The 20,411-nt window shown below is 40.3% G+C and carries 24 protein-coding genes; 18 read left to right on the forward strand and 6 right to left on the reverse strand.

Annotated elements, in window-relative coordinates:
• Positions 1-56: 56 nt before the first annotated feature.
• Genes ACO1XM_RS16530 through ACO1XM_RS16565 form a run of 8 tightly spaced genes read left to right on the forward strand, consistent with a single transcriptional unit; the run spans position 57 to position 7,489 of the window.
• Positions 57-557, forward strand: coding sequence for an RNA polymerase sigma factor (locus tag ACO1XM_RS16530; RefSeq protein ID WP_486231004.1), 501 nt, complete (start codon positions 57-59; stop codon positions 555-557).
• A gap of 22 nt (positions 558-579) precedes the next feature.
• The gene (locus ACO1XM_RS16535; protein WP_486231006.1) at positions 580-2,049 is read left to right on the forward strand and encodes a phytoene desaturase family protein; all 1,470 of its coding nucleotides are present in this window, start codon (positions 580-582) and stop codon (positions 2,047-2,049) included.
• Positions 2,050-2,069: 20 nt separating this feature from the next.
• Positions 2,070-2,909 carry a phytoene/squalene synthase family protein gene (locus ACO1XM_RS16540; protein WP_486231008.1) on the forward strand — a complete coding sequence of 280 codons (840 nt, stop codon included), beginning with the start codon at positions 2,070-2,072 and terminating at the stop codon, positions 2,907-2,909.
• The gene (gene idi, locus ACO1XM_RS16545) at positions 2,909-3,424 is read left to right on the forward strand and encodes an isopentenyl-diphosphate Delta-isomerase (protein ID WP_486231010.1); all 516 of its coding nucleotides are present in this window, start codon (positions 2,909-2,911) and stop codon (positions 3,422-3,424) included. The genes ACO1XM_RS16540 and idi overlap by 1 nt, the downstream gene beginning before the upstream one ends.
• A gap of 25 nt (positions 3,425-3,449) precedes the next feature.
• The gene (locus ACO1XM_RS16550; protein WP_127120843.1) at positions 3,450-3,626 is read left to right on the forward strand and encodes a DUF6435 family protein; all 177 of its coding nucleotides are present in this window, start codon (positions 3,450-3,452) and stop codon (positions 3,624-3,626) included.
• Positions 3,598-4,926 (forward strand): cryptochrome/photolyase family protein, encoded by a 1,329-nt coding sequence (locus tag ACO1XM_RS16555; protein WP_486231013.1) that lies wholly within the window; start codon positions 3,598-3,600, stop codon positions 4,924-4,926. Before ACO1XM_RS16550 ends, ACO1XM_RS16555 begins: the two co-directional genes overlap by 29 nt.
• Positions 4,927-4,973: 47 nt before the next feature.
• On the forward strand, positions 4,974-6,422 hold the full coding sequence (locus ACO1XM_RS16560) for an SDR family oxidoreductase (protein ID WP_486231015.1): 1,449 nt from the start codon (positions 4,974-4,976) through the stop codon (positions 6,420-6,422).
• Positions 6,423-6,466: 44 nt separating this feature from the next.
• Positions 6,467-7,489: a 2Fe-2S iron-sulfur cluster-binding protein gene (locus ACO1XM_RS16565; RefSeq protein ID WP_486231017.1), complete on the forward strand. Its 1,023-nt coding sequence runs from the start codon at positions 6,467-6,469 to the stop codon at positions 7,487-7,489.
• Between the two features lie 8 nt (positions 7,490-7,497).
• Here ACO1XM_RS16565 and ACO1XM_RS16570 read toward each other — a convergent pair whose 3' ends face one another.
• From ACO1XM_RS16570 to ACO1XM_RS16590, 5 genes are all read right to left on the reverse strand, one after another.
• Positions 7,498-8,385, reverse strand: coding sequence for a DUF5777 family beta-barrel protein (locus ACO1XM_RS16570; protein ID WP_486231019.1), 888 nt, complete (start codon positions 8,383-8,385; stop codon positions 7,498-7,500).
• A gap of 19 nt (positions 8,386-8,404) precedes the next feature.
• On the reverse strand, positions 8,405-8,950 hold the full coding sequence (locus ACO1XM_RS16575; RefSeq protein ID WP_486231021.1) for a YceI family protein: 546 nt from the start codon (positions 8,948-8,950) through the stop codon (positions 8,405-8,407).
• 205 nt (positions 8,951-9,155) lie between these two features.
• Positions 9,156-10,214, reverse strand: a complete 1,059-nt coding sequence (locus ACO1XM_RS16580; protein ID WP_486231023.1) for a VOC family protein — start codon at positions 10,212-10,214, stop codon at positions 9,156-9,158.
• The gene (locus ACO1XM_RS16585) at positions 10,198-10,908 is read right to left on the reverse strand and encodes a TIGR04283 family arsenosugar biosynthesis glycosyltransferase (RefSeq protein WP_486231025.1); all 711 of its coding nucleotides are present in this window, start codon (positions 10,906-10,908) and stop codon (positions 10,198-10,200) included. Before ACO1XM_RS16585 ends, ACO1XM_RS16580 begins: the two co-directional genes overlap by 17 nt.
• Positions 10,898-11,515: a DUF6134 family protein gene (locus ACO1XM_RS16590; RefSeq protein WP_486231027.1), complete on the reverse strand. Its 618-nt coding sequence runs from the start codon at positions 11,513-11,515 to the stop codon at positions 10,898-10,900. Before ACO1XM_RS16590 ends, ACO1XM_RS16585 begins: the two co-directional genes overlap by 11 nt.
• A 98-nt stretch (positions 11,516-11,613) precedes the next feature.
• Here ACO1XM_RS16590 and ACO1XM_RS16595 point away from each other — a divergent pair, with 98 nt between their 5' ends.
• From ACO1XM_RS16595 to ACO1XM_RS16625, 7 genes are read left to right on the forward strand one after another with little or no spacing between them, the layout of a single operon-like run.
• Positions 11,614-12,342, forward strand: a complete 729-nt coding sequence (locus ACO1XM_RS16595; RefSeq protein WP_486231028.1) for a DUF547 domain-containing protein — start codon at positions 11,614-11,616, stop codon at positions 12,340-12,342.
• Positions 12,343-12,401: 59 nt separating this feature from the next.
• Positions 12,402-12,830: a type II 3-dehydroquinate dehydratase gene (locus ACO1XM_RS16600; RefSeq protein ID WP_486231030.1), complete on the forward strand. Its 429-nt coding sequence runs from the start codon at positions 12,402-12,404 to the stop codon at positions 12,828-12,830.
• A gap of 1 nt (position 12,831) precedes the next feature.
• A complete protein-coding gene (locus tag ACO1XM_RS16605; protein WP_486231032.1) occupies positions 12,832-13,896 on the forward strand; it encodes an aminotransferase class V-fold PLP-dependent enzyme in 1,065 nt (354 codons plus the stop codon).
• Between the two features lie 17 nt (positions 13,897-13,913).
• Positions 13,914-14,483 carry a MarC family protein gene (locus ACO1XM_RS16610; protein ID WP_486231034.1) on the forward strand — a complete coding sequence of 190 codons (570 nt, stop codon included), beginning with the start codon at positions 13,914-13,916 and terminating at the stop codon, positions 14,481-14,483.
• A 2-nt stretch (positions 14,484-14,485) separates the two neighbouring features.
• Complete coding sequence (gene rnhA, locus ACO1XM_RS16615) at positions 14,486-14,941, forward strand: ribonuclease HI (RefSeq protein ID WP_486231036.1); 456 nt, start codon at positions 14,486-14,488, stop codon at positions 14,939-14,941.
• 34 nt (positions 14,942-14,975) lie between these two features.
• Positions 14,976-15,872, forward strand: a complete 897-nt coding sequence (locus ACO1XM_RS16620; protein WP_486231038.1) for a bile acid:sodium symporter family protein — start codon at positions 14,976-14,978, stop codon at positions 15,870-15,872.
• Positions 15,869-16,939 (forward strand): 1-acyl-sn-glycerol-3-phosphate acyltransferase, encoded by a 1,071-nt coding sequence (locus ACO1XM_RS16625; protein WP_486231040.1) that lies wholly within the window; start codon positions 15,869-15,871, stop codon positions 16,937-16,939. Before ACO1XM_RS16620 ends, ACO1XM_RS16625 begins: the two co-directional genes overlap by 4 nt.
• 2 nt (positions 16,940-16,941) lie before the next feature.
• Here the strand turns inward: ACO1XM_RS16625 and ACO1XM_RS16630 are convergent, their stop codons facing one another.
• Positions 16,942-18,279, reverse strand: a complete 1,338-nt coding sequence (locus ACO1XM_RS16630) for a saccharopine dehydrogenase C-terminal domain-containing protein (protein ID WP_486231042.1) — start codon at positions 18,277-18,279, stop codon at positions 16,942-16,944.
• A gap of 89 nt (positions 18,280-18,368) precedes the next feature.
• Between ACO1XM_RS16630 and ACO1XM_RS16635 the strand changes: the two genes are divergently transcribed.
• From ACO1XM_RS16635 to ACO1XM_RS16645, 3 genes are read left to right on the forward strand one after another with little or no spacing between them, the layout of a single operon-like run.
• A complete protein-coding gene (locus ACO1XM_RS16635) occupies positions 18,369-18,833 on the forward strand; it encodes a cytidine deaminase (RefSeq protein ID WP_486231044.1) in 465 nt (154 codons plus the stop codon).
• Between the two features lie 3 nt (positions 18,834-18,836).
• The gene (locus tag ACO1XM_RS16640) at positions 18,837-19,415 is read left to right on the forward strand and encodes a Crp/Fnr family transcriptional regulator (RefSeq protein ID WP_486231046.1); all 579 of its coding nucleotides are present in this window, start codon (positions 18,837-18,839) and stop codon (positions 19,413-19,415) included.
• Between the two features lie 58 nt (positions 19,416-19,473).
• Positions 19,474-20,349, forward strand: a complete 876-nt coding sequence (locus ACO1XM_RS16645; RefSeq protein ID WP_486231048.1) for an alpha/beta fold hydrolase — start codon at positions 19,474-19,476, stop codon at positions 20,347-20,349.
• Positions 20,350-20,411: the final 62 nt, after the last annotated feature.

The raw sequence follows: 20,411 nt of genomic DNA on the forward strand, positions 1-20,411 counted from the left end.
TAATTTCTTTTTGTTTAACTTTTATCTCATATTTGTTAAACAAAACAAAGAAGCATATGACCGCCATCGAATTCTCTGATAAAATTGCTGGTTTGCGTCCAACGCTCCAGACCTTTACGCGCAGGTTTACTTCAAGCCGTGAAGAATCGCAAGACTTAGTACAGGACACCATCATGAAGGCCCTGATGTACAAAGACAAATTTCGCGATGACACTAACCTGAAAGGTTGGTTGTTCACCATCATGCGAAACACATTCATTAATAACTACAGAAAGAATCAGCGTGCTAAAACATCGCACGATACTACGAAGGAGCTCTACTTCCTTAATGTGAAAGATGATCATACCTTCAACTCACCAGACTCCAGCTATGAATACAAAGATGCCTGGAAGAAAATTGAAACTGTGAAAGATGAGTTGTTGATCCCATTCAAGATGCATACTTCAGGTTATAAGTATAATGAGATCGCTGATCATTTGAACATTCCTATCGGTACTGTTAAAAACAGAATCTTCCATGCACGCAAAGAGATTCAAAAACAGTTGGAGGGTTATTAGTAACTTCCGCAAAACATTTTGAATGAAGAAAATTGCTGTTATTGGTTCCGGCTTTGCAGGCTTGTCGGCTGCCAGTACTTTAGCCAAGGCAGGCTATGAGGTTACTATATTTGAGAAGAATGAAAGTGCCGGTGGCCGTGCGCGTAAATTCGATGTAGACGGTTATATGTTCGACATGGGGCCAAGCTGGTATTGGATGCCCGATGTTTTTGAAAACTACTTTAACTTCTTTGGCAAGAAAGCTTCCGATTTTTATACACTTAAAAGATTAGACCCCTCCTACCGCATCTATTACAGCAAGGAGGATGTATTGGATGTTCCTGCAGGGCTTGAAGCCTTGTATCAAATGTTTGATACGCTCGAACCAGGTAGTAGCGTACAGCTTAAGAAATTCATAGCTGAAGGCAAATACAAATATGAAGTAGGCATCAATAAATTGGTAAGAAAGCCTGGGCTTTCGCTTACTGAATTATTAGACCTGGATCTTTTTAAAGGTCTCTTTAAACTTCATGTTTTTGAATCCATCAGTACTTACGTTAAGAAATACTTCAAACATCCACAACTTGTACAACTGCTGGAGTTCCCTGTTTTGTTTTTAGGTGCAACACCCGAGAATACCCCAGCGCTATATAGTCTTATGAATTATGCTGACCTGGCATTGGGTACCTGGTATCCGGAAGGCGGCATGCATAAAATTGTTGAGGGCATGGTGAGTGTCGCAAAAGAACAAGGCGTTAAATTTGAGTTCAATAGTGCAGTACAAGCCATTGACGTTGATGGAAATAAAGCCAAGGGCCTAACTGTTAATGGTACATTCAGGGCATTTGACTTTGTTGTAGCAGGCGCGGATTACCACCACGTAGAACAGACCTTGTTACCCCCTGCTTACAGACGTTACACGGAGTCATATTGGGATAAACGTGTGATGGCGCCCTCATCACTTATCTTTTATTTGGGCATTAATAAAAAACTTAACAAACTCCTGCATCACAACCTCTTCTTTGATCAGGATTTCAGTAAGCACGCTGTTGAGATTTACGATAAACCTGCCTGGCCCAGCAATCCGCTTTTTTATGTGTGTTGCACATCCAAAACTGATACAAGCGTAGCTCCGGAAGGCCACGAAAACGTCTTTATTCTTGTTCCTGTGGCGCCTAACCTGGAAGACACAGAGGCAATACGCCAAAAGTACTTCAATATGGTGTTGGATCGCCTTGAAAAACTGACGGGCGAAAGCCTGCGTGATAATATTGTTTACAACAGAAGCTACGCCCACCGTGATTTCATCTCGGATTACAACGCTTTTAAAGGAAATGCCTATGGTTTGGCGAATACCCTTAAACAAACAGCAAATCTTAAGCCTTCGATCTTAAACAAAAAGCTAAATAACTTGTTCTATACGGGTCAACTCACTGTTCCCGGGCCCGGAGTTCCCCCTTCATTGATCTCTGGCCAGGTGGTTGCAGAAGAATTGATGAAAAGAGATCGATAAAATTGGCTAACTTATAACAAATGACCTCTAAACAACTCTTCGATAAAGTATCTATTCGCACAAGTCGCATGACTACCCGTGCCTATAGCACCTCTTTCTCCCTGGGTATTTTCTGTTTAAAACCCGAATACCGCGATCCAATTTATGCGCTTTATGGCTGGGTTAGGTTTGCCGATGAAATTGTAGACACTTTTCACGACTTTGATAAAAAGACTTTACTGGAGCGTTTTCGCAAAGATACTTATCAGGCTATTGAAGAAGGCATTAGTTTAAACCCAATCCTCAACAGTTTTCAACATACTGTTAATACTTACAAAATTGAGAAAGAACTTACGGATACTTTTTTAAGAAGTATGGAGTGGGATCTTTCAAAAACAGTATACGATGAACAAAGCATGAAAGAATACATCCTCGGCTCTGCCGAAGTTGTAGGCCTGATGAGTCTGCGTGTATTTTGTAAAGGTGATAATGCACTTTATGAGCAGTTGAAGCCCGCAGCCATGAGCTTGGGTTCTGCATTTCAAAAAGTGAATTTCCTTCGCGATTTAAAGGCAGACTTTAGTATGGGGCGTGTCTACTTCCCTGAACTGGAACTGGATAATTTAAATGAAGAGAATAAACAACAAATTGAAGATAGCATACAACGTGATTTTGATAATGCCTTAATCGGTATTAAAAATTTACCAAGAGGTGCAAGATTTGGTGTATATGTTGCCTATGTTTATTACTTGTCGCTGTTTAAAAAGATCCAAAACTCACCCTCTGAAATAGTATTGAATAACAGAATACGTGTGCGCAACAGGCACAAAATCCGTTTGCTCGCCTATTCTTATGTTAAACACCAGCTGAATTTAATCTGATGGAGCACGTAGTACTGGTAGATACCAACGACAGCCCTATTGGAACCATGGAAAAGCTGGAGGCGCATCAAAAAGCCTTACTGCATCGTGCATTTTCTATTCTACTTTTTAATACCAAAGGCGAATTATTATTGCAAAAACGGGCTGCAAGCAAATACCATAGTGGTGGCTTGTGGACAAATACTTGTTGCAGTCACCCCTTGCCAGAAGAAAGCATGGAAGAGGCTACGAAACGAAAACTTTTGCAGGAAATGGGCATTGAAGTTGAACTGGAGTTTGCCTACAAGTTCATCTACAAAGCTGAGCTCGATAAAAATCTAATAGAACACGAATGTGATCATGTTTTCATAGGCCAGTTTGATGGTGTGCCCAACACAAATCCCGCTGAAGTCGAGGATTGGAAGTACATTAACCTAAGCCAACTGAGAGAAGATATCCGAAAGAATCCTGAACAATATACTGCCTGGTTTAAATTGATTATGCAGCATCCTGAAATGACAGCCATTGCCATCTGATTTTATACTATTCAACTTGTAAAACATGTTCGGTTTATTCAAATCTAATCCTGTGCAAAGCCTTGAAAAAAAGCGAAGTAAGCTTTTAGAGGAAGCTATGCATATTCAACGCAGTGGTGATTTAAAATTATACGCTGTTAAAATGGAGGCCATCGATAAACTGGAAAAGGAAATTGAAAATCTCAGAAATTCAAAATCTTAATAAGTTAGTCACCAAAGACACAACGCTTGTCTGGCTCAGAAGGGACTTACGCCTGCAGGATAACGCGGCACTTTACTATGCACTTAAAGAAAACAAAGAAGTTCTTCCTCTTTTTATATTCGATTCCGCCATACTTGAGCAACTCGAGGATAAAACAGATAAGCGTGTGGTCTTTATCCATCAAAGTTTACTGCAAATACAAACAGAGCTCAGTAAACTAGGCTCGTCATTGTTAGTTCTGCATGGTAAGCCTGAAGATATTTATCAAAAATTAAGCCCTAAAGCTGTTTATACGAATCATGACTATGAGCCTTACGCCATAGAAAGAGATGCAGCAGTTAGTAAAATACTGACAGCTAAAAGCGTTGATTTTAAAACGTATAAAGATCAACTGGTCTTTGAAAAAGATGAGGTTTTGAAAGATGATGGCAAGCCTTACACCGTTTTTACACCGTATAGCCGTAAATGGAAAGCTAAACTCAATAAATTTTATTTAAAGAGCTATCCTACAGAAAAATACTTTTCGCATTTTAAATCATGCGAATCTATCGCCATTCCATCTTTGAAAAGTATTGGCTTTGAGTCTGTTGATGCGACTTTTCCAGAGCGCATTATCAAACAAAGCATTATTGAAAAATACGATACGCAACGTAATTTTCCTGCTATTGCCGGAACAACAAGGTTAAGTGTTCACCTGCGCTTTGGCACTGTCAGCATTCGCAAGTTGGCTCAATTGGCTGTCAAGAAAAATGAAGTCTGGTTAAATGAACTGATTTGGCGCGATTTTTACCACATGATTTTGTGGCACTTTCCGCAAACGGTTAACAAAGCTTTTAAGCCAGCGTATGATAACATTCCCTGGCGCAAGGATGAAGAACAATTTGCATTGTGGTGCGAGGGAAAAACTGGCTACCCCATTGTTGATGCGGGCATGCGCGAACTCAATGCTACTGGCTTCATGCACAATCGGGTACGTATGATTGTTGCGAGCTTTTTAACCAAGCATTTACTGATAGATTGGCGTTGGGGCGAAGCCTACTTTGCTAAAAAATTACTCGACTTTGATTTAGCAGCTAATAACGGAGGCTGGCAATGGGCCGCGAGTTCTGGTTGTGATGCCGCACCCTACTTCCGGGTGTTCAATCCTACTTTGCAAACAGAAAAATTCGACCCGAAGTTTGAGTACATCAAAAAATGGGTGCCTGAGTTTGGTACAAAAGACTATCCTGCGCCAATGGTTGAACACTCCTTTGCGCGGGATCGCGTACTAAAAACCTACAAAGAGGCACTTGCCGAATAAGTAAACATCAGTGGTGTTTGCTTTTACATATAGCAGACCCTCATCATATGAAAATACTCCTTACAGGATCAACCGGGTACATCGGCAGACGTTTACTGCCAGTACTCGTAGAAGACGGACACCACGTGCTTTGTTTAGTACGTGATAAAAGACGTTTCGACTTTGAAGATTTTTCTGAGGCCCATCTCAAAAACATTGAGGTAGTGGAAGGAGATTTAACTGATGCCAACACACTTCAACATCTACCTATAGATATAGATGCCGCCTATTACCTGGTGCATTCTATGGGAAATAATCTGAATTCATTTCAATCACAGGAAGCATTACAAGCGAATAACTTTATCAGGTATTGTAATAAAACCACTGCACAACAAATTATATACTTGGGTGGTATTGCCAACGATGTTAAACTCTCCAAGCATTTAAGCTCACGCAAAGATGTAGAAGAGATCTTGAAATCAGCCAAAACTCCACTGACCGTTTTACGTGCAGCCATCATTATCGGTTCAGGAAGTGCCTCCTTTGAAATTATTCGCGACCTCGTAGAAAAATTACCTGTGATGGTGGCGCCAAAGTGGCTAAAGACTAAATGTCAACCCATTGGTATTCGCAACATCATTGAATACTTGCGTGGGGTATTACTCAAGCCTGCTGTTTACAATCAGACTTTTGATGTAGGTGGCAAAGATGTACTAAGTTATCATGATATGTTGATGACTTACGCCCGCATTCGCAAATTAAAGCGGTGGATTATTCCTGTGCCACTTCTTTCTCCTAAACTTTCTTCGCATTGGCTTTATTTTGTTACGTCAACTTCATTACCCCTTGCCAAAACATTGGTGAGCAGCTTACGCAATGAGGTAGTCTGCCAGGATGATCGCATTCAGCAGCTTGTGCCCATTAACTTACTTAGCTACGAAGAAGCACTTCAAATGGCCTTCGAAAGGATTCAGCAGCGCAATGTCGTTTCCAGTTGGAAGGATGCAGTAAATAACCCATCCATCAACACACATTTCTTAAATTATGCAGAGGTGCCTTATTTTGGTTGCTTCCTGGATAAGCGCGTTGTGTCTTACACGGATTCTAATGAAGTAATCATTAAAAGACTTTGGGGTATAGGCGGAGAAAAGGGTTGGTTTTTTGGTAACTGGATGTGGCGCTTACGTGGTGTGGCTGATAAAATGGTAGGTGGTGTTGGTTTAGGAAGAGGCAGGCGAAGTGAGGACGATTTAAAGCCGGGCGATGCCCTTGATTTTTGGAGAGTGTTGGTGGCAGATAAAGAACAGGGCAGACTTTTGTTGTATGCCGAAATGAAATTACCCGGTGAAGCCTGGTTAGAGTTTAAGTTAAAGGTCCATGCCGGTAAAAAAGTGCTGATCCAAACGGCTACCTTTCGGCCCTTAGGAATTTGGGGACGTTTGTATTGGTATGCGGTGTTGCCCTTCCATGGACTAATCTTTCCCAAGATGGCCAAGGGCATAGCATTAGGTAAATAGAAATATTAATTTCAAGTTTAAAATTTGAAATTTGAAGTTACTGAATGATGATTGAATTTAAAGTAAGGGAGATCAGAGAAGAAACGGCCGATACAAAATCATTTGTCTTAGAAAAGCATCAGGAGTTATCGTATCAACCTGGTCAGTTTTTGACCTTGATAAAAAAAGGGTTAAATGGAGAAATACGAAGACAATATTCTTTCTCTTCACATCCTATACTCGACCCCTTCCCTACCATTACCGTTAAGCGCATTAATAATGGTGAAATCTCGCGCTGGCTTTTTGATGAAGTAAAAGTAGGTGATACGCTGATGAGCAATGGTGCTTCCGGACTATTCACCTTGCCAAAAGACAACACACAATTCACTACGATCATTTTACTGGCTGCAGGCAGTGGCATTACACCACTCATTTCTCTTATGAAAGAGGTATTACACTTTCAGCAACACCTGAAAGTAGTTTTGATCTATAGTAACCATGATGAAAAAAGTACCATTTTTTTAGCTGAACTCAGAGAACTAGAAAATAAATTCTCAGGACGGCTGCGTATAGAATTTCTGTTTAGTAACGCTAAAAATCTAATGCGCGCACGACTAGGTAAAAGCGTGTTGGAGGAGCTTTTTCAATTGTATGTAGATCAGCCGGCCAAAACTTTAGCCTATGTTTGCGGACCTTTGGATTACCGGCAGATGGCTATGGTTACGCTTATTGCGCAAGGTGTCCCTCCTGCGCAAGTCTTCAAGGAAGTTTTTCATACACCACCTGCACGCCAACAAGCACTTCCGCCCGAAACAAACAAGCATACTGTATTTATTCAGTTTGAAGGGACCCTGCATAAAATTACTACCCAATATCCTATTAACATTTTACAAGCAGCCAAAGCGAAGGCTATTGATTTACCCTATAGCTGTGAAGCTGGTCGCTGTGGGGCTTGTGCCGCTACTTGCACAAAGGGCGAAATATGGATGCAACGCAATGAAGTGTTAACGGATGCTGATCTTGCCAAAGGAAGGATACTGACTTGCACCGGCTTTCCAGTTCATGGCGATGTGTATCTTCAATTTTAAATTTTAAATTACCTACCTAGCTGAAACGTGCGCGTTATGTTAAATCCGAAGTGAATATCACCATCAAAGAAATCACCTGACGTTTCATTAATGATGGTGCGCTCAACCATACCTTGAGTATTAGATACAATCAATTGAAACACATGCCCCCCCGTTTCAATATCCAATCCAAAAGCCAGTGAATTATAATAAGGGCTTGGGTCTATTGGATCTACACGATAATAATATTCTGAATTAAGCGAAAGACTCCTCGTCAACTTATATCTACCTGCTATACCAAGGGCATACTGATCATTCTTCATCATTTGCTGATCGACTCTGTTGGTATGAATAATGGTCGGTGAGAGTTGCAATGAAAGTTTCGGAGAGAATTTCCTTCCGATATGCAGCTGTGCTGTATAAGCAAGTCTGTCGTTAAAAACAAGGGTTGGATCATCGCTGCTCCGCGGTGCAGATTGTATGGCCAAACTACCAAAGGCAGTAACCGTTACAGGAACATTCTTTATACCGCTTTGCTGACGCAACACTTTGTATTTTATGTAACTGTCATAAATTTTATTGAAAGAATTGCGCCCTACGCCTACGCCAAGCCTGTCGTTAATACCATATTCAAAACCTAACCTGATAAATGCCTGATCGAGTCCCCAAAACTCATAGGCGCCTGAGTTAAGCCTGCCAAAGCGATGACTGATCAAAAACTCTAACTCACCTTTACGCTTCGTTTCTATTGAATGCCCATTAACAGCCCTCGTTCCCTTAAAAGTTGCTTCGGTATAAATTGCTTTTACCGGTTCTGATTCTTCCAATTCTTTCAGTAAATCATCTTGTGCTGTGGCATCAACAGTCAAGATCAATAAAAAAACAAATGTGCTTAATAATGGCAGCACGGGCTTCATACTTAACGACATTTTAAAACTATTTAGTTTGTAGTGTAAAATCGATTGTGACCTTTACTTCTTCTGCTATATTTTCCCAAAGCAATTTCGGTATTTTTACATTGTAATCCTTTAAGGCTACAACAAAGGCTGCATTCAATTTAATTTTGCCATCTGTTCCTGCTACTAGTGTTCCTGTAATCTGCACATCTTTAGTAACACCATGTATCATCAGCTTACCTTTGGCCGTTACTGTTTGGGAAGCAGTATTCGTTAATGAAAAATCTGATAGTACACCCTGAAAGGTGGCTTTAGGATATTTTTCTGTCTCCATATACTTCTCATTAAAATGTTCCTGCATCAGTTTTTTCTCGAATTGAAATTCAATGACAGGTACTGAGAAAGCCAATTGACGGGAACTCGCGTCAAGTATGGCGAGCGCAGCAGTATTCTCTGCAGCAATGTCTTCTATTACAGCATCGGATAAAAAAGAAATACTTCCTTTTATGGAGTTATATTTTTGCGCTTCTGCGGCTGTACTTAACAACAGGCATAGTATGAAGAGGGCTTTGCATATTTGCTTCATGTAATTAGTGTTTATCCGACTTGTGTCAGCCATTGCCATTAAAAGCATAACAGACGTCTTTCCTTATTTCCATTTTTAAAGTAAGGAATGCTGGTATAACCGTTACTTATAGCATAACAACAAGTTACACCAAACTAATGTTTGCTGATATTAAGTTTCTTACAGGACGTAAGAAGTTGTGTATTCGTTAATCGAAAATGATATTTTAATCTTTTACCCTGTTTAGGGAGAGCATGCCTAGCATCCAGTTAGGAAGCGGCTTTTCCGGAGCCCTGTTTTTGATATTCAGGAACAAGCCCAGCTTTTCGATAATTGGAATTTTATGCGTTTCCACAAACTCGATAAGGGTTTGATCCGGATCTTCTATGTATGAAAAGTGACCGGCTGCTTTCCCCATGTCAAATGAATTGCTGCTATCTACAGTAAATGCATTGCCAGCTTCCGTACATTTTTTGGCCAACAATTTCATACCACGTATATCGAAGCAAACATGGATGAAACCAAGATCGCCCCAGTTTCTGCTTTCGTAGATTTTGGCTGGTTTACGCTCCTTTGTCTCTACCAACTCTATCTCCGTACTGCCTAATAAATTACCAAATGCACCTCTGCAAGGTCCTGAAACCTTTAAAAGCACTCTTCTGAAAGTATCTTTTCCTCCTTCGAGATTTTCCAAATCGCTGAATTTTTGAGTGCTATCGTAACACACAGATTGATGCCCCAAAATATTTTTATACAGTGGCAATGCTTTTTCCATGTCAGAAACGCCAATGACCACACCACTCACACCACCATTGGGAAAAGTACCTCGCTTAAACCAGCTGTGGCCTTCCGTTATTTCAAACAAATTGCCATAAGGATCTTCCACAAAGAAGTGCATGCGCCCATCAGGTGATTTTTCAGGTTTACCTAAGACATGTGCGCCCTTGCTTTTCAGTGATTGATACGATTTCTCTACATTATTTGACTTAAGCTTAACTGCAAAAATTCCCGTATCTCCCAAAACGTGTTTAGCCGATGCTGCAACAGGCTCCTTAGAGGTATATTGCCAGATTTCAAAGCCGCCACCCCCTTGGAGGTTCATGGCTAAAATCGCATAGCGTGTTTCGGCAATACCCGATGTATATCTTGTCATTAAAGAAGCACGGGCTGCATCCTTAAAAATGGGTACATCAAAACCAAAATGCTTACGATACCAGGTCCAGGCCTCCTCCGCATCTCTTACCCCTATACCAACTTGTTGTATTCCACTAATTACGTATTCCATCGTGCCGATAGTTAAGCATTTTTTTGTAGGCAATCTTAATTTTTTTTGGCGACATTTTAAAACGAAACATGGAAAAGGCCACCAGATTACTGAGCTGAACCCTTAACCAGGAATTGTATTCATATTTGCGTGCACTTACGGTCACATTTTTTGGGATTATCCTAAATGAGGCCTGTTTTCGCAATCGTTTTAAAAAATCATAGTCTTCCATGATTACGAAATTTTCGTCAAAGCCATTTAAAGCCTTAAACACCTCTTTTTTTACAAAAAGTGTCTGATCTCCGCCTCTGCAAAACATCAAGTCAAATCGGGTAAACCAGGCATTGACTTTTAGCATAAGCTTTTCTGAATCAAATATATAGCGATAACAACCGGCATCGTAACCTTTTGATACACAAGCGCATATATCTTCAGCAAAAGTACTGATTAACTGTGTATCCGCATGGACAAAATAGAGTATATCTCCCCTGGCCTTGGCTGCTCCGGCATTCATTTGCAAAGATCTGCTGCGTTCAGCACAACGGATTATTCTGGCTCCAGCTTTCTCTGCATGCATAACAGTATCATCATCACTGTCCCCATCGCAGACAATTACCTCTGTAACGGCAGTGCCGCCATGTTCAAGGATGAAAGAAACCTTGTCCTTGATGAGGGTCGCTTCATTTACGGTAGGAATAATGACGCTAATCATCATAACCCCTGGCGACCACATTGTAATTTTTAAACTTGCTATACATGTTGGCCAGCACTAACCTGCCCTCTTTATACTGAAAGGAATTCTTATTGCCGATTACATCAACTTGATACAGGCCTGCTTTTGTTGTCGTTACATCTGTCATTACACCAAAACCATCCAGCAAAATTTTTTTTACTGTCTTAGGCTCTTGAAAATAAAGTGTAACCACATTGTGCGCTATGGGTGTGGAGATGTTTTTTTTGTTTACATAATCATAGCTATTCACATTAACATCATATTTATCCTTATTCCAGACGATGTCACTTGTAAAATTACCTTTGTTCGATATTGAGGTTGACTTGGAGTAAATCAATTTGTCGTTATGATAAAGCACTTGGGTTTTGTGTTCCACGTTTATGGTTACAAAAAACCAGAATTTAACCTTGCTGTCTAACGTATAGTAAGTGACTGTATCTTGTTGTTTTTTAGTAGCTTTCATTTCACCTATACTTACCCCAGCCAGTCTTATATCAAAATACCGTATATCTTCCGTTATAGCATCTTGCGAAAAGACATAAAAGCTGAACCCTAACAGAAGTATCGTTGTTAATAGTAATGATCTCATATATGCTATCTTCCAAAACTAAGTATTCTTCAACAATGTTGACCAGGCTTCCACAAAATTCTTCTTTGAGCATCTTTGGCTCGGGAAGTCTAGCTATTTTGTTACTTATCCTTTTGGCCTTCCCTACAAAAGGCTGGTCACAAACAAGTGCTCCCTCGCATACTATATACGATGCTTTGCTGAAAAAACATGTTTCACCAGAGGGAAGGGTAAATTATAAGGGTTTCATTAAAGATTCGGTTCTATTTAATCAATATCTAAACCTGATTGGCAAAAATGCACCCAATACAGCCACCTGGAATAAAAATGAGCAAATGGCTTATTGGATAAATGCTTACAACGCCTATACTATAAAATTGATCATGCAATACTATCCAGTTTCAAGTATTAAGGATATAGGCAGTAAGATTCAAATTCCTTTTGTGAACACACCCTGGGATATCAAGTTTATTCGCATCGGCAAAGAGAAAATGGACCTGAATAATATTGAGCATGGTAAACTGAGAAAAGACTTTGACGATCCGCGGATTCATATGGTGCTTGTTTGCGCCAGTAAGTCATGCCCGATTTTACTAAACGAAGCATATACTGCAGAAAAACTCAATGCGCAATTGAATAAACAATCAAGTGCATACCTGGCCGATACATTTAGAAACAAGCTAACTACTGACAGGGCACAACTGAGTATGATTTTTAAGTGGTATAGCATGGATTTCAATAAGAAAGGTGGAAGTGTCAGAAGTTTCGTCAACGAACATTCCAGCATTCAGTTATCACCTAAGGCTGAAATTTCTTATCTGGAATATGATTGGGGACTTAACGACTAATTTTTAATTAAAAAATTGTCTGAGGCAATAAAGACTTCCAAAAGGTTGTAATTTGGTGCATGAAAATCCAAATCATCAACGGCCCCAACCTTAATTTGTTAGGTGTAAGAGAAGAAAGCATTTACGGGAGTCGAGATTTTAACAACTATTTTGAAGAACTTCAGAAACGTTTTCCTGAAAATGAGCTCCACTATTATCAATCCAATGTAGAGGGTGACTTAATCAATAAAATTCATGAGGTTGGCTTTTCGTTCGATGGCATTATTCTGAATGCCGGAGCATACACACATACTTCAGTTGCCTTGCATGATGCACTTGGTGCTATTAAAACAAAAACAATCGAAGTTCATATCTCCAATATTTACGCACGCGAAGAATACCGGCATAAAAGTCTGATCACTTCAAAGTGCATAGGCTTACTTTCTGGTTTCGGGTTGGAGGGTTATGCCATGGCCATTGAATACTTTGAACGCTATAAAAATTTATAAGATGGTTTCATTTTATCCAGGCCCCTCCCGTGTTCATGATGCCATACCGGCTTATGTTAAAGATGCTGTAAAAGATGGGGTTGTAAGTATGAACCACCGAAGTCAGGAGTTTATTGCACTGGCAAAAAAAACGGATCGTCTGCTCAAGCAAAAACTTAGCATTCCTAAAGACTATACTATTTTCTATACGGCATCAGCTACGGAATGCTGGGAAATTCTGGCGCAATCCCTTAGCGGAGAAAAGAGCTACCATCTTTTTAACGGAGCTTTTGGCAAAAAATGGTTCGATTACACTGTAGCACTTAACCATCAGGCGGAGGGCATACTCTTTAGTCGGGAAGATGTCTTGCATCCTGAAGAATATGTTTTCCCATATCGGCAGGCCTTGATTTGTCTTACCCAAAACGAAACCAGCAATGGAACACAGGTAAGTAACGAAATACTGAAACGCTTCCGAATACATAATGCTGATGCGCTTATTGCTGTAGATGCCACCTCCTCTATGGCTGGTGTGTATTTAGATTTTAAACAGGCTGATATATGGTTTGCTTCAGTTCAGAAATGTTTTGGTTTACCAGCGGGACTGGCCGTCATGCTTTGCTCTCCTAAGGCCATTGAACGAGCACATCAGATTAATGAGCGACTTCATTACAACAGCCTGCCATCGATGATTAATATGATGGAGGTATGGCAGACTACACATACACCTAACGTACTGTCCATCTACCTGCTGATGCGTGTAATGGAAAACCAGGCGTCTATTAAAGTCATTCATAAACAAACGCAGTCAAGATTTAATCAATGGAAAAACTTCCTGTTACAGCAAGAGGATATCAAAATGCTTGTTGAAAATCCGGCTGTGCAATCACAGACAGTACTACCGCTTATGGCTGATCCGGCTTATGTGGTTCACGTAAAGTCTAAAGCAAAAAAGGCTGGTTTTTTACTTGGCGAAGGCTATGGCGATTTGAAGCCTACCACTTTTCGTATTGCTAACTTCCCCGCGCTGCAAAACAAGGAAATAAAGGCATTGCAGAAATTTTTAGCTGGTCTGAAGAAAAAATAAAATAGTAGATTTGCATCATGCTAGACCTAAAGGAAATATTTTCGGTAACACTTATCCTTTTCTCTGTAATCGATATTCTGGGGTCAATACCTTTTATTATCATTATCAGAAAAAGAGAAGGTCGTATTCAATCTGAAAAAGCAACTATTATCTCGGCTGTATTAATGGTTGGCTTCTTGTTTCTTGGTCAATCCATCTTAAAACTTTTCGGTCTTGATGTCGCTTCTTTTGCTGTGGCGGGTGCTATTGTAATCTTTATTGTAGCCATGGAAATGATTCTTGGCATTACGCTCATCAAAGATGATCCCGAAGCTTCGGGCACAGGATCCGTGGTGCCCCTGGCATTCCCCCTGATTGCCGGTGCTGGTACTTTAACCACAATTCTTTCGCTACGGGCTGTCTATTCGGAAATAAACGTACTTGTTGGCATTGTTGTCAATCTTGCCTTTGTCTATCTCGTTTTGCGTTCATCGGTTTGGCTGGAACGCGTAATTGGTAAATCTGGCTTCGCAGTATTAAGACGCGTGTTTGGTGTAATCCTGCTTGCCATTGCCGTTAAAATCTTCAAAAGTAATTTTAGCTTCTAAGTATGATCCGGATCTATACGGATGGAGCCGCCCAGGGCAATCCAGGGCCTGGAGGCTTTGGTACCATTCTTAAATTTGGTGCACATGTCAAAGAGTTATCACAGGGATTCCGTTTAACCACAAACAACAGAATGGAACTGCTGGCCGTTATTGCAGGACTGGAGGCCATTAAGAAAAATGACTTACCAGTCATGATTTTTTCTGATTCCAAATATGTAGTTGATTCTGTTGAAAAAGGTTGGTTGTGGAATTGGGAAAAGAAAAATTTTAAAGATAAAGCCAATGTTGATCTCTGGCTTCGATACATACCCCTGCATAAAAAGCTAAAGCCGCGCTTCACCTGGATTAAAGGACATGCCGGACATCCGGAAAATGAGCGTTGTGACCAACTGGCTGTTAATGCGGCCAATGGCACAAACTTACCGGTTGATATTGGCTACGAGCAAGGCTTAAATTGAAAAGATATTTTTATCTTTCAAACAAATTAAGCGAGTGGAACCACAATTAAACTTCTCTCCTTCTTCCCTGTTTGCACTAAATCTGTGTTTGGCTTTTATTATGTTCGGGGTGGCCCTGGAAATAAAGCCAGCGCATTTTTATCAACTGCGTCATAATAAAAAAGCCTTGCTCACAGGCTTTCTTTCGCAATATCTCTTATTACCACTGATTACTGTAGTTCTTATTTTTTTATTAGACCCAGCACCCGGATTAGCGCTTGGAATGCTATTGGTTGCTGCCTGCCCCGGAGGTAATGCTTCAAATTTCTTCACCTTGCTGGCCAAAGGTAATCTTGCCTTATCGGTAACACTTACGGCCTTTTCATCACTCTTTGCTTTTATTCTTACACCACTTGGCTTTTTTGCCTGGGCATCATTTTTTCCTGAATTGAGTAATAATTTAAAATCACTCGAAGTCAACTTCTTCGATTTATTCTATAACATGATCGGCATTTTATTATTCCCACTGTTAGCAGGTATGCTCTTTGCACATTATTTAAGTGAAACAACCTTAAAAATTGCAAAAACTGTAAGGATATTATCAATACTCATGTTAATTGCATTCATACTGGTGGCTCTCTACAATAACCAGGAAGCCTTCAAAAATCACATACTGACTGTATTCTGGATTGTGGTCTTACACAATGCATTTGGTCTTTTGGGTGCATATTATTTTAGTGCAGCTTTAAAAAATGATGAAGCAGTTAACCGAACAGTAGCTATTGAAACCGGTATACAAAACTCAGGACTTGGTTTAGTATTGATCTTCACTTTTTTTGATGGCAATGGTTCAATGGCCTTAGTGGCTGCCTGGTGGGGAGTCTGGCATTTAATTAGTGGTTTTATTTTCTCTTATTTAATCAGGCGCAAAGCGATTTTTCAATCTACATGAATCCTTCTTTTACCTATCGTTTCTTAAAATCATATTGCAAACTTGGGCTGAGATTCTACTATCAACAGTGGCAGATAAAAGGCAAGGAAAAAATACCCGCACAAGGGCCACTCATTTTTATAGCTAATCATCAGAATGCATTTATTGATGCCATTTTGATGACGTGCTCCGGATCACGCAATCCATACTATCTGACCAGGGCTGGTGTCTTCAATAAACCCTGGGCTGCTAAACTCTTAAGCATTATTCATCTTAAACCCATTTACCGCTTTCGCGATGGTTTTGGTACACTAAAAAACAACGATATTATCTTACAGGAGTGTGTAGACCTTATGAAACAAGATGAAGTAATCCTGCTTTTTCCAGAAGCCAACCACAATGAACCATGGAGCATGCGCGATTTTCAAAAAGGTTTTGCGCGTTTAGCACTCATGTTTAACAGCCAACACCCGGATATACCCTTACACATCGTTCCCTTTGGCATTCATTACACAGAGCATCATGGTTTTAATGCCAGGGTATTAATAAATGTTGGCGATACGCTATCGGTAAATGCCATCATTGCAGATGCAAAAAATGAAAGAGAAAAGCTTGATCTCCTTGTTGATGAAGCGTACAAAGCCATTAAAGCGTTAGCACTTGACTTAAAACCTGAAACTGAATACCATGAGCGCCAACAACATTTGGTCAGCAACAGAGAATATCATGCAGATATGATCAAACAGTTTGAAGCAGATTGTAAAGTGGCTGCACAATACCCTGAAAAATCTGAAGCTAAAAAAACCAATTCGATACGATCAATTCTGCTCCTGCCCATACAACTCTATGTTTATCTAACACATGGACTTCAGTACTGGTGGATTAATACCTTGATAAAAAGTAAAATCAAAGATCCTCAATTCATCAGTTCGGTAAAATTTGCATTAGGCGTTTTTACCACACCGCTTTATTATGGTTTGATAACGATGATCTTTTACCTGATAACGAAAGACAGTACATGGACATGGCTTTTCCTGGGATCGCTTCCGCTTAGCTTACTTACCTTCAAAAAGCTGAAAAGAAATTAAACTTACTTTAATCTTCTCTCTGCTTCGTGCATACGAATACCCAAGCCATCAAGCTCCTGTAAGATTGGCTCATACAATGTTGGTCTAATCGGTAAAGAAACACCACGCTCGGCTATTTTATCCTGTAATAGAAGTTTGGCTGCAATGGCCAGGGGCCAGCCTACTGTTTTGGCCATAGCTGTATATGTAGCATCATCCCCTTTAGCGACCAATGAAGCTTGCACCTCATATACTTGTTCTCCCAGTGCATAAGTAAACCGATGCCACATCACTATCATATCTTTGTCATGAGGTGAGAGTGTCCAGCGCTTTGACAAAATGTGCTCAACTACCAAAGCTGGTGTTCCCTTTGTGAGTGTTATTTTTTCATCTGAAAAGAAACCAGACCAACGCAAACGCTTCATTTCCTCACCCTGCTTATCTAGCTTTAACTGTTTACACAAACGATCTTCAACAGAACCTGATCCTGACGCAAGATAAGTATCTATAAAAGATTGGTGCGTCATTTCATGGAGATTATCCAGTTCATACCCTTCATCACAGCAGCCTAACTGAACCAGGACATTCCAGGCACTACAATAGCCTTGGTTTCGCAAAGTACCCCGTATCATGGTTTGAATATTTTTCAAACCATAGGTATCAATATATTGCAAGGAGTCTCTATTGGCATATCCTTCGTAAGCGCCAAAACCGGGCACCTCAACGGGCGTTGTTCTTGTAAACAATTGCTGATAAGGAACATACTTAAATTGTCCACCTTCCAGAAACCTGGCTGTACCATGCCCTGCCATCACCACATTGCGTGCATTCCAGGTAAACTTGTAACGCCAGGGGTTTTCCGGATCTGTCTCGGGCGCGATCAAACCACCAGTATACGATTCAAATGAGATCAGTTTTCCTTGCTTAGCATGTATCCTATCAATAATCTGCATAGCGCTCATGTGATCGATCCCTGGATCCAGACCACATTCATTCAGGAATAATAAACCTTTGTTTTGCGCTTCGTCATGCATTGCCTTCATTTCAGGCGATATATAACTCGCGGTGAGCAAATGCTTGTTTAAGGCCAGACACAACTTTGCAACTTTAGGATGCAGGAATGCAGGCAGTAATGATATAACACAATCTGCTTTTGCGATCCATGTACTACTTAATGCAGTATCCTCAATAGAAAAGAAAATTCCTTCGCCATTTTTATGTTTTCCAATCTTTTCCCGTGCAGCCTCAATAGACAAATCACCTACGATGATATGCCAGGCGTGTAGTCTGGCCTCATTGAGTAAATAGTTTATTAAGCTGGAAGAAGAGCGACCGGCACCCAGAACAAGTATACATTTCATGAGCAGCAAATTAATGTAATTTTTCTTGTTCCTAGCGACCAAAACCTTGTTGACATGGTTAAACTTTTTTTTCTTAACTTGACCTCCCCATGAGTGATTTTAAATACTATAAGCGCCTGGATGAGTTAGATCCGGAAACACAATACCTGGCACATCGTGCAACAGAATGGCTACCGCATGCTTATGCACCTTATTCAAATTTTCACGTATCGGCTGCCGTCCTCCTCGAAGATGGTAACATTGTGCTCGGCACAAACCAGGAAAATGCTGCTTACCCTGCTGGTTTATGTGCCGAACGCTTAGCTGTTTTTTCAGCCAATGCCCAGCATCCAGATAAAAAAATAAAGAAGGTTGTGATTGTAGCCAGAAAGAAAGACCATAAAGATCTTACACCTGCAGCATCGTGTGGAGGCTGCCGACAAGTAATGCTGGAAAGTGAAAAACGTCAAAACACTCCTTTTGAAGTTGTTATGCTTTCGCATGATCATGAATGGATTGTAGCACCCTCAGCAGCTTCCCTCCTTCCTTTTGCATTCAGTAAAAGTAATTTATAAACTGTGCTTACTCAGGCATTCAATACAACCTCTTTACTGAAAATAATTTTCCCTGACGTAAGCGAAATCGATGCTATAACACCTCACCTCAGAGAACTTTCATTTAAAAAAGGGGATGTACTTATCAACCCTGGACAAGTACAACGCAACCTCTATCTGGTAAAATCCGGTTTACAATACTCTTATCTGGAGACAGACAATAAACAACATGTGATTGCCTTTACCTACGCTCCGGGTTTTTCTGCCATCCCCGACTCCTTCTTGCTGCAAAAACCATCGGCTCACTATTTACAATGTCTTACCGACAGTACTTTTGATGTTATTTCTTATAATGACATCCAATTACTTTTTAATCAGGTAAAAGGATTGGAAAGAAATTTCAGAAAAATTACCGAAACTATTTTAAGCGGAGTTATCCAGCGCCAGGTCGAACTGCAAACTATGCCTATGGAAGAACGCTTCAAAACCTTTTGCGAACGTAGCTCCTATTTGCTTAACCAGGTACCGCATAAATTACTGGCCTCCTATCTGAAAATTGATTCAACCAATTTCAGCAAGCTTTACAATAGCATAAGAATATAAAACTTGGTATAGACCAACTTTGATCTACTCAAATAGATATTGCTTTGTAAAAAAAGCAATGACTACACCCCAATGGCTAGATAGAAAAGAATATTCTTTTCAAAGTAAGTTCTTCAAGTTTGAGGATGTTAATCAACACTACATTGACGAAGGACAAGGTGACATTCTGCTATTTGTACATGGAACCCCATCCTGGAGTTTTGATTTTAGAAAGGTGATGAAGGCCTTACTACCCTACTATCGTTGTATAGCCATTGATCACATTGGCTTTGGACTTTCTGATAAGCCTGCTGATTATAACTACACAACGCAACATCACGCAAAAAGATTTTCTGCCTTCATTGCGCATTTGGATTTGAGGAACATAAATCTGATTGTTCACGATTTTGGAGGGCCGATCGCATTCGATTATGCCATACAACATTCAAGTAACATCCGGAGTTTAACCATTCTCAATTCCTGGCTCTGGAGCAGCGAGGGCGATCCTGATTTTGAACGTTTGAAACCTATATTAAAAAGCCCCCTCTTGCCCTTACTCTATAAGTATTTAAACTTCTCGGCTCGTTTCGTTTTGCCAGGTGCTTTTGGCGACAAGCCTTTAAGCAAAAACATTCGGAAACAATACACAGCTCCTTTCCCGCGAGCCACACATCGGTTGGGCACTGTTGCATTTGCCAAATCCTTGTTACATGATCAGGCCTGGTTCGAGTCCCTATGGCAGCAAATTCATCAGTTAAAAAATATTCCTGTCCTCTTTATCTGGGGAATGAAGGATCCGGTAGTCCGCCCTAAAAATCTTGATAAATTTCTAACTGCCTTTCCATCAGCAACTGTTATCCGGCTGGAGGAATGTGGGCACTTTCCACAAGAGGAACAAGCCAGTGCGGTAAGTCTTGCCATTCAAAACTTTATGAAGCAATCTGTAATTAAGTAAACATTTAATTCAAAAATCCGCCCGTTTTTTAGTTTGATTTTAGATATATTCGGCTTTCAATA

The sequence above is a fragment of the Chryseotalea sp. genome, from assembly GCF_057350905.1.

Bases quoted from the DNA above. Each gene is read 5' to 3' on its own strand.
- ACO1XM_RS16530 (WP_486231004.1), top strand. From the start codon at position 57: ATGACCGCCATCGAATTCTCTGATAAAATTGCTGGTTTGCGTCCAACG.
- ACO1XM_RS16535 (WP_486231006.1), top strand. From the start codon at position 580: ATGAAGAAAATTGCTGTTATTGGTTCCGGCTTTGCAGGCTTGTCGGCT.
- ACO1XM_RS16540 (WP_486231008.1), top strand. From the start codon at position 2,070: ATGACCTCTAAACAACTCTTCGATAAAGTATCTATTCGCACAAGTCGC.
- idi (WP_486231010.1), top strand. From the start codon at position 2,909: ATGGAGCACGTAGTACTGGTAGATACCAACGACAGCCCTATTGGAACC.
- ACO1XM_RS16550 (WP_127120843.1), top strand. From the start codon at position 3,450: ATGTTCGGTTTATTCAAATCTAATCCTGTGCAAAGCCTTGAAAAAAAG.
- ACO1XM_RS16560 (WP_486231015.1), top strand. From the start codon at position 4,974: ATGAAAATACTCCTTACAGGATCAACCGGGTACATCGGCAGACGTTTA.
- ACO1XM_RS16565 (WP_486231017.1), top strand. From the start codon at position 6,467: ATGATGATTGAATTTAAAGTAAGGGAGATCAGAGAAGAAACGGCCGAT.
- ACO1XM_RS16570 (WP_486231019.1), bottom strand. From the start codon at position 8,385: ATGAAGCCCGTGCTGCCATTATTAAGCACATTTGTTTTTTTATTGATC.
- ACO1XM_RS16575 (WP_486231021.1), bottom strand. From the start codon at position 8,950: ATGAAGCAAATATGCAAAGCCCTCTTCATACTATGCCTGTTGTTAAGT.
- ACO1XM_RS16580 (WP_486231023.1), bottom strand. From the start codon at position 10,214: ATGGAATACGTAATTAGTGGAATACAACAAGTTGGTATAGGGGTAAGA.
- ACO1XM_RS16585 (WP_486231025.1), bottom strand. From the start codon at position 10,908: ATGATGATTAGCGTCATTATTCCTACCGTAAATGAAGCGACCCTCATC.
- ACO1XM_RS16590 (WP_486231027.1), bottom strand. From the start codon at position 11,515: ATGAGATCATTACTATTAACAACGATACTTCTGTTAGGGTTCAGCTTT.
- ACO1XM_RS16600 (WP_486231030.1), top strand. From the start codon at position 12,402: ATGAAAATCCAAATCATCAACGGCCCCAACCTTAATTTGTTAGGTGTA.
- ACO1XM_RS16605 (WP_486231032.1), top strand. From the start codon at position 12,832: ATGGTTTCATTTTATCCAGGCCCCTCCCGTGTTCATGATGCCATACCG.
- ACO1XM_RS16610 (WP_486231034.1), top strand. From the start codon at position 13,914: ATGCTAGACCTAAAGGAAATATTTTCGGTAACACTTATCCTTTTCTCT.
- rnhA (WP_486231036.1), top strand. From the start codon at position 14,486: ATGATCCGGATCTATACGGATGGAGCCGCCCAGGGCAATCCAGGGCCT.
- ACO1XM_RS16625 (WP_486231040.1), top strand. From the start codon at position 15,869: ATGAATCCTTCTTTTACCTATCGTTTCTTAAAATCATATTGCAAACTT.
- ACO1XM_RS16630 (WP_486231042.1), bottom strand. From the start codon at position 18,279: ATGAAATGTATACTTGTTCTGGGTGCCGGTCGCTCTTCTTCCAGCTTA.
- ACO1XM_RS16635 (WP_486231044.1), top strand. From the start codon at position 18,369: ATGAGTGATTTTAAATACTATAAGCGCCTGGATGAGTTAGATCCGGAA.
- ACO1XM_RS16645 (WP_486231048.1), top strand. From the start codon at position 19,474: ATGACTACACCCCAATGGCTAGATAGAAAAGAATATTCTTTTCAAAGT.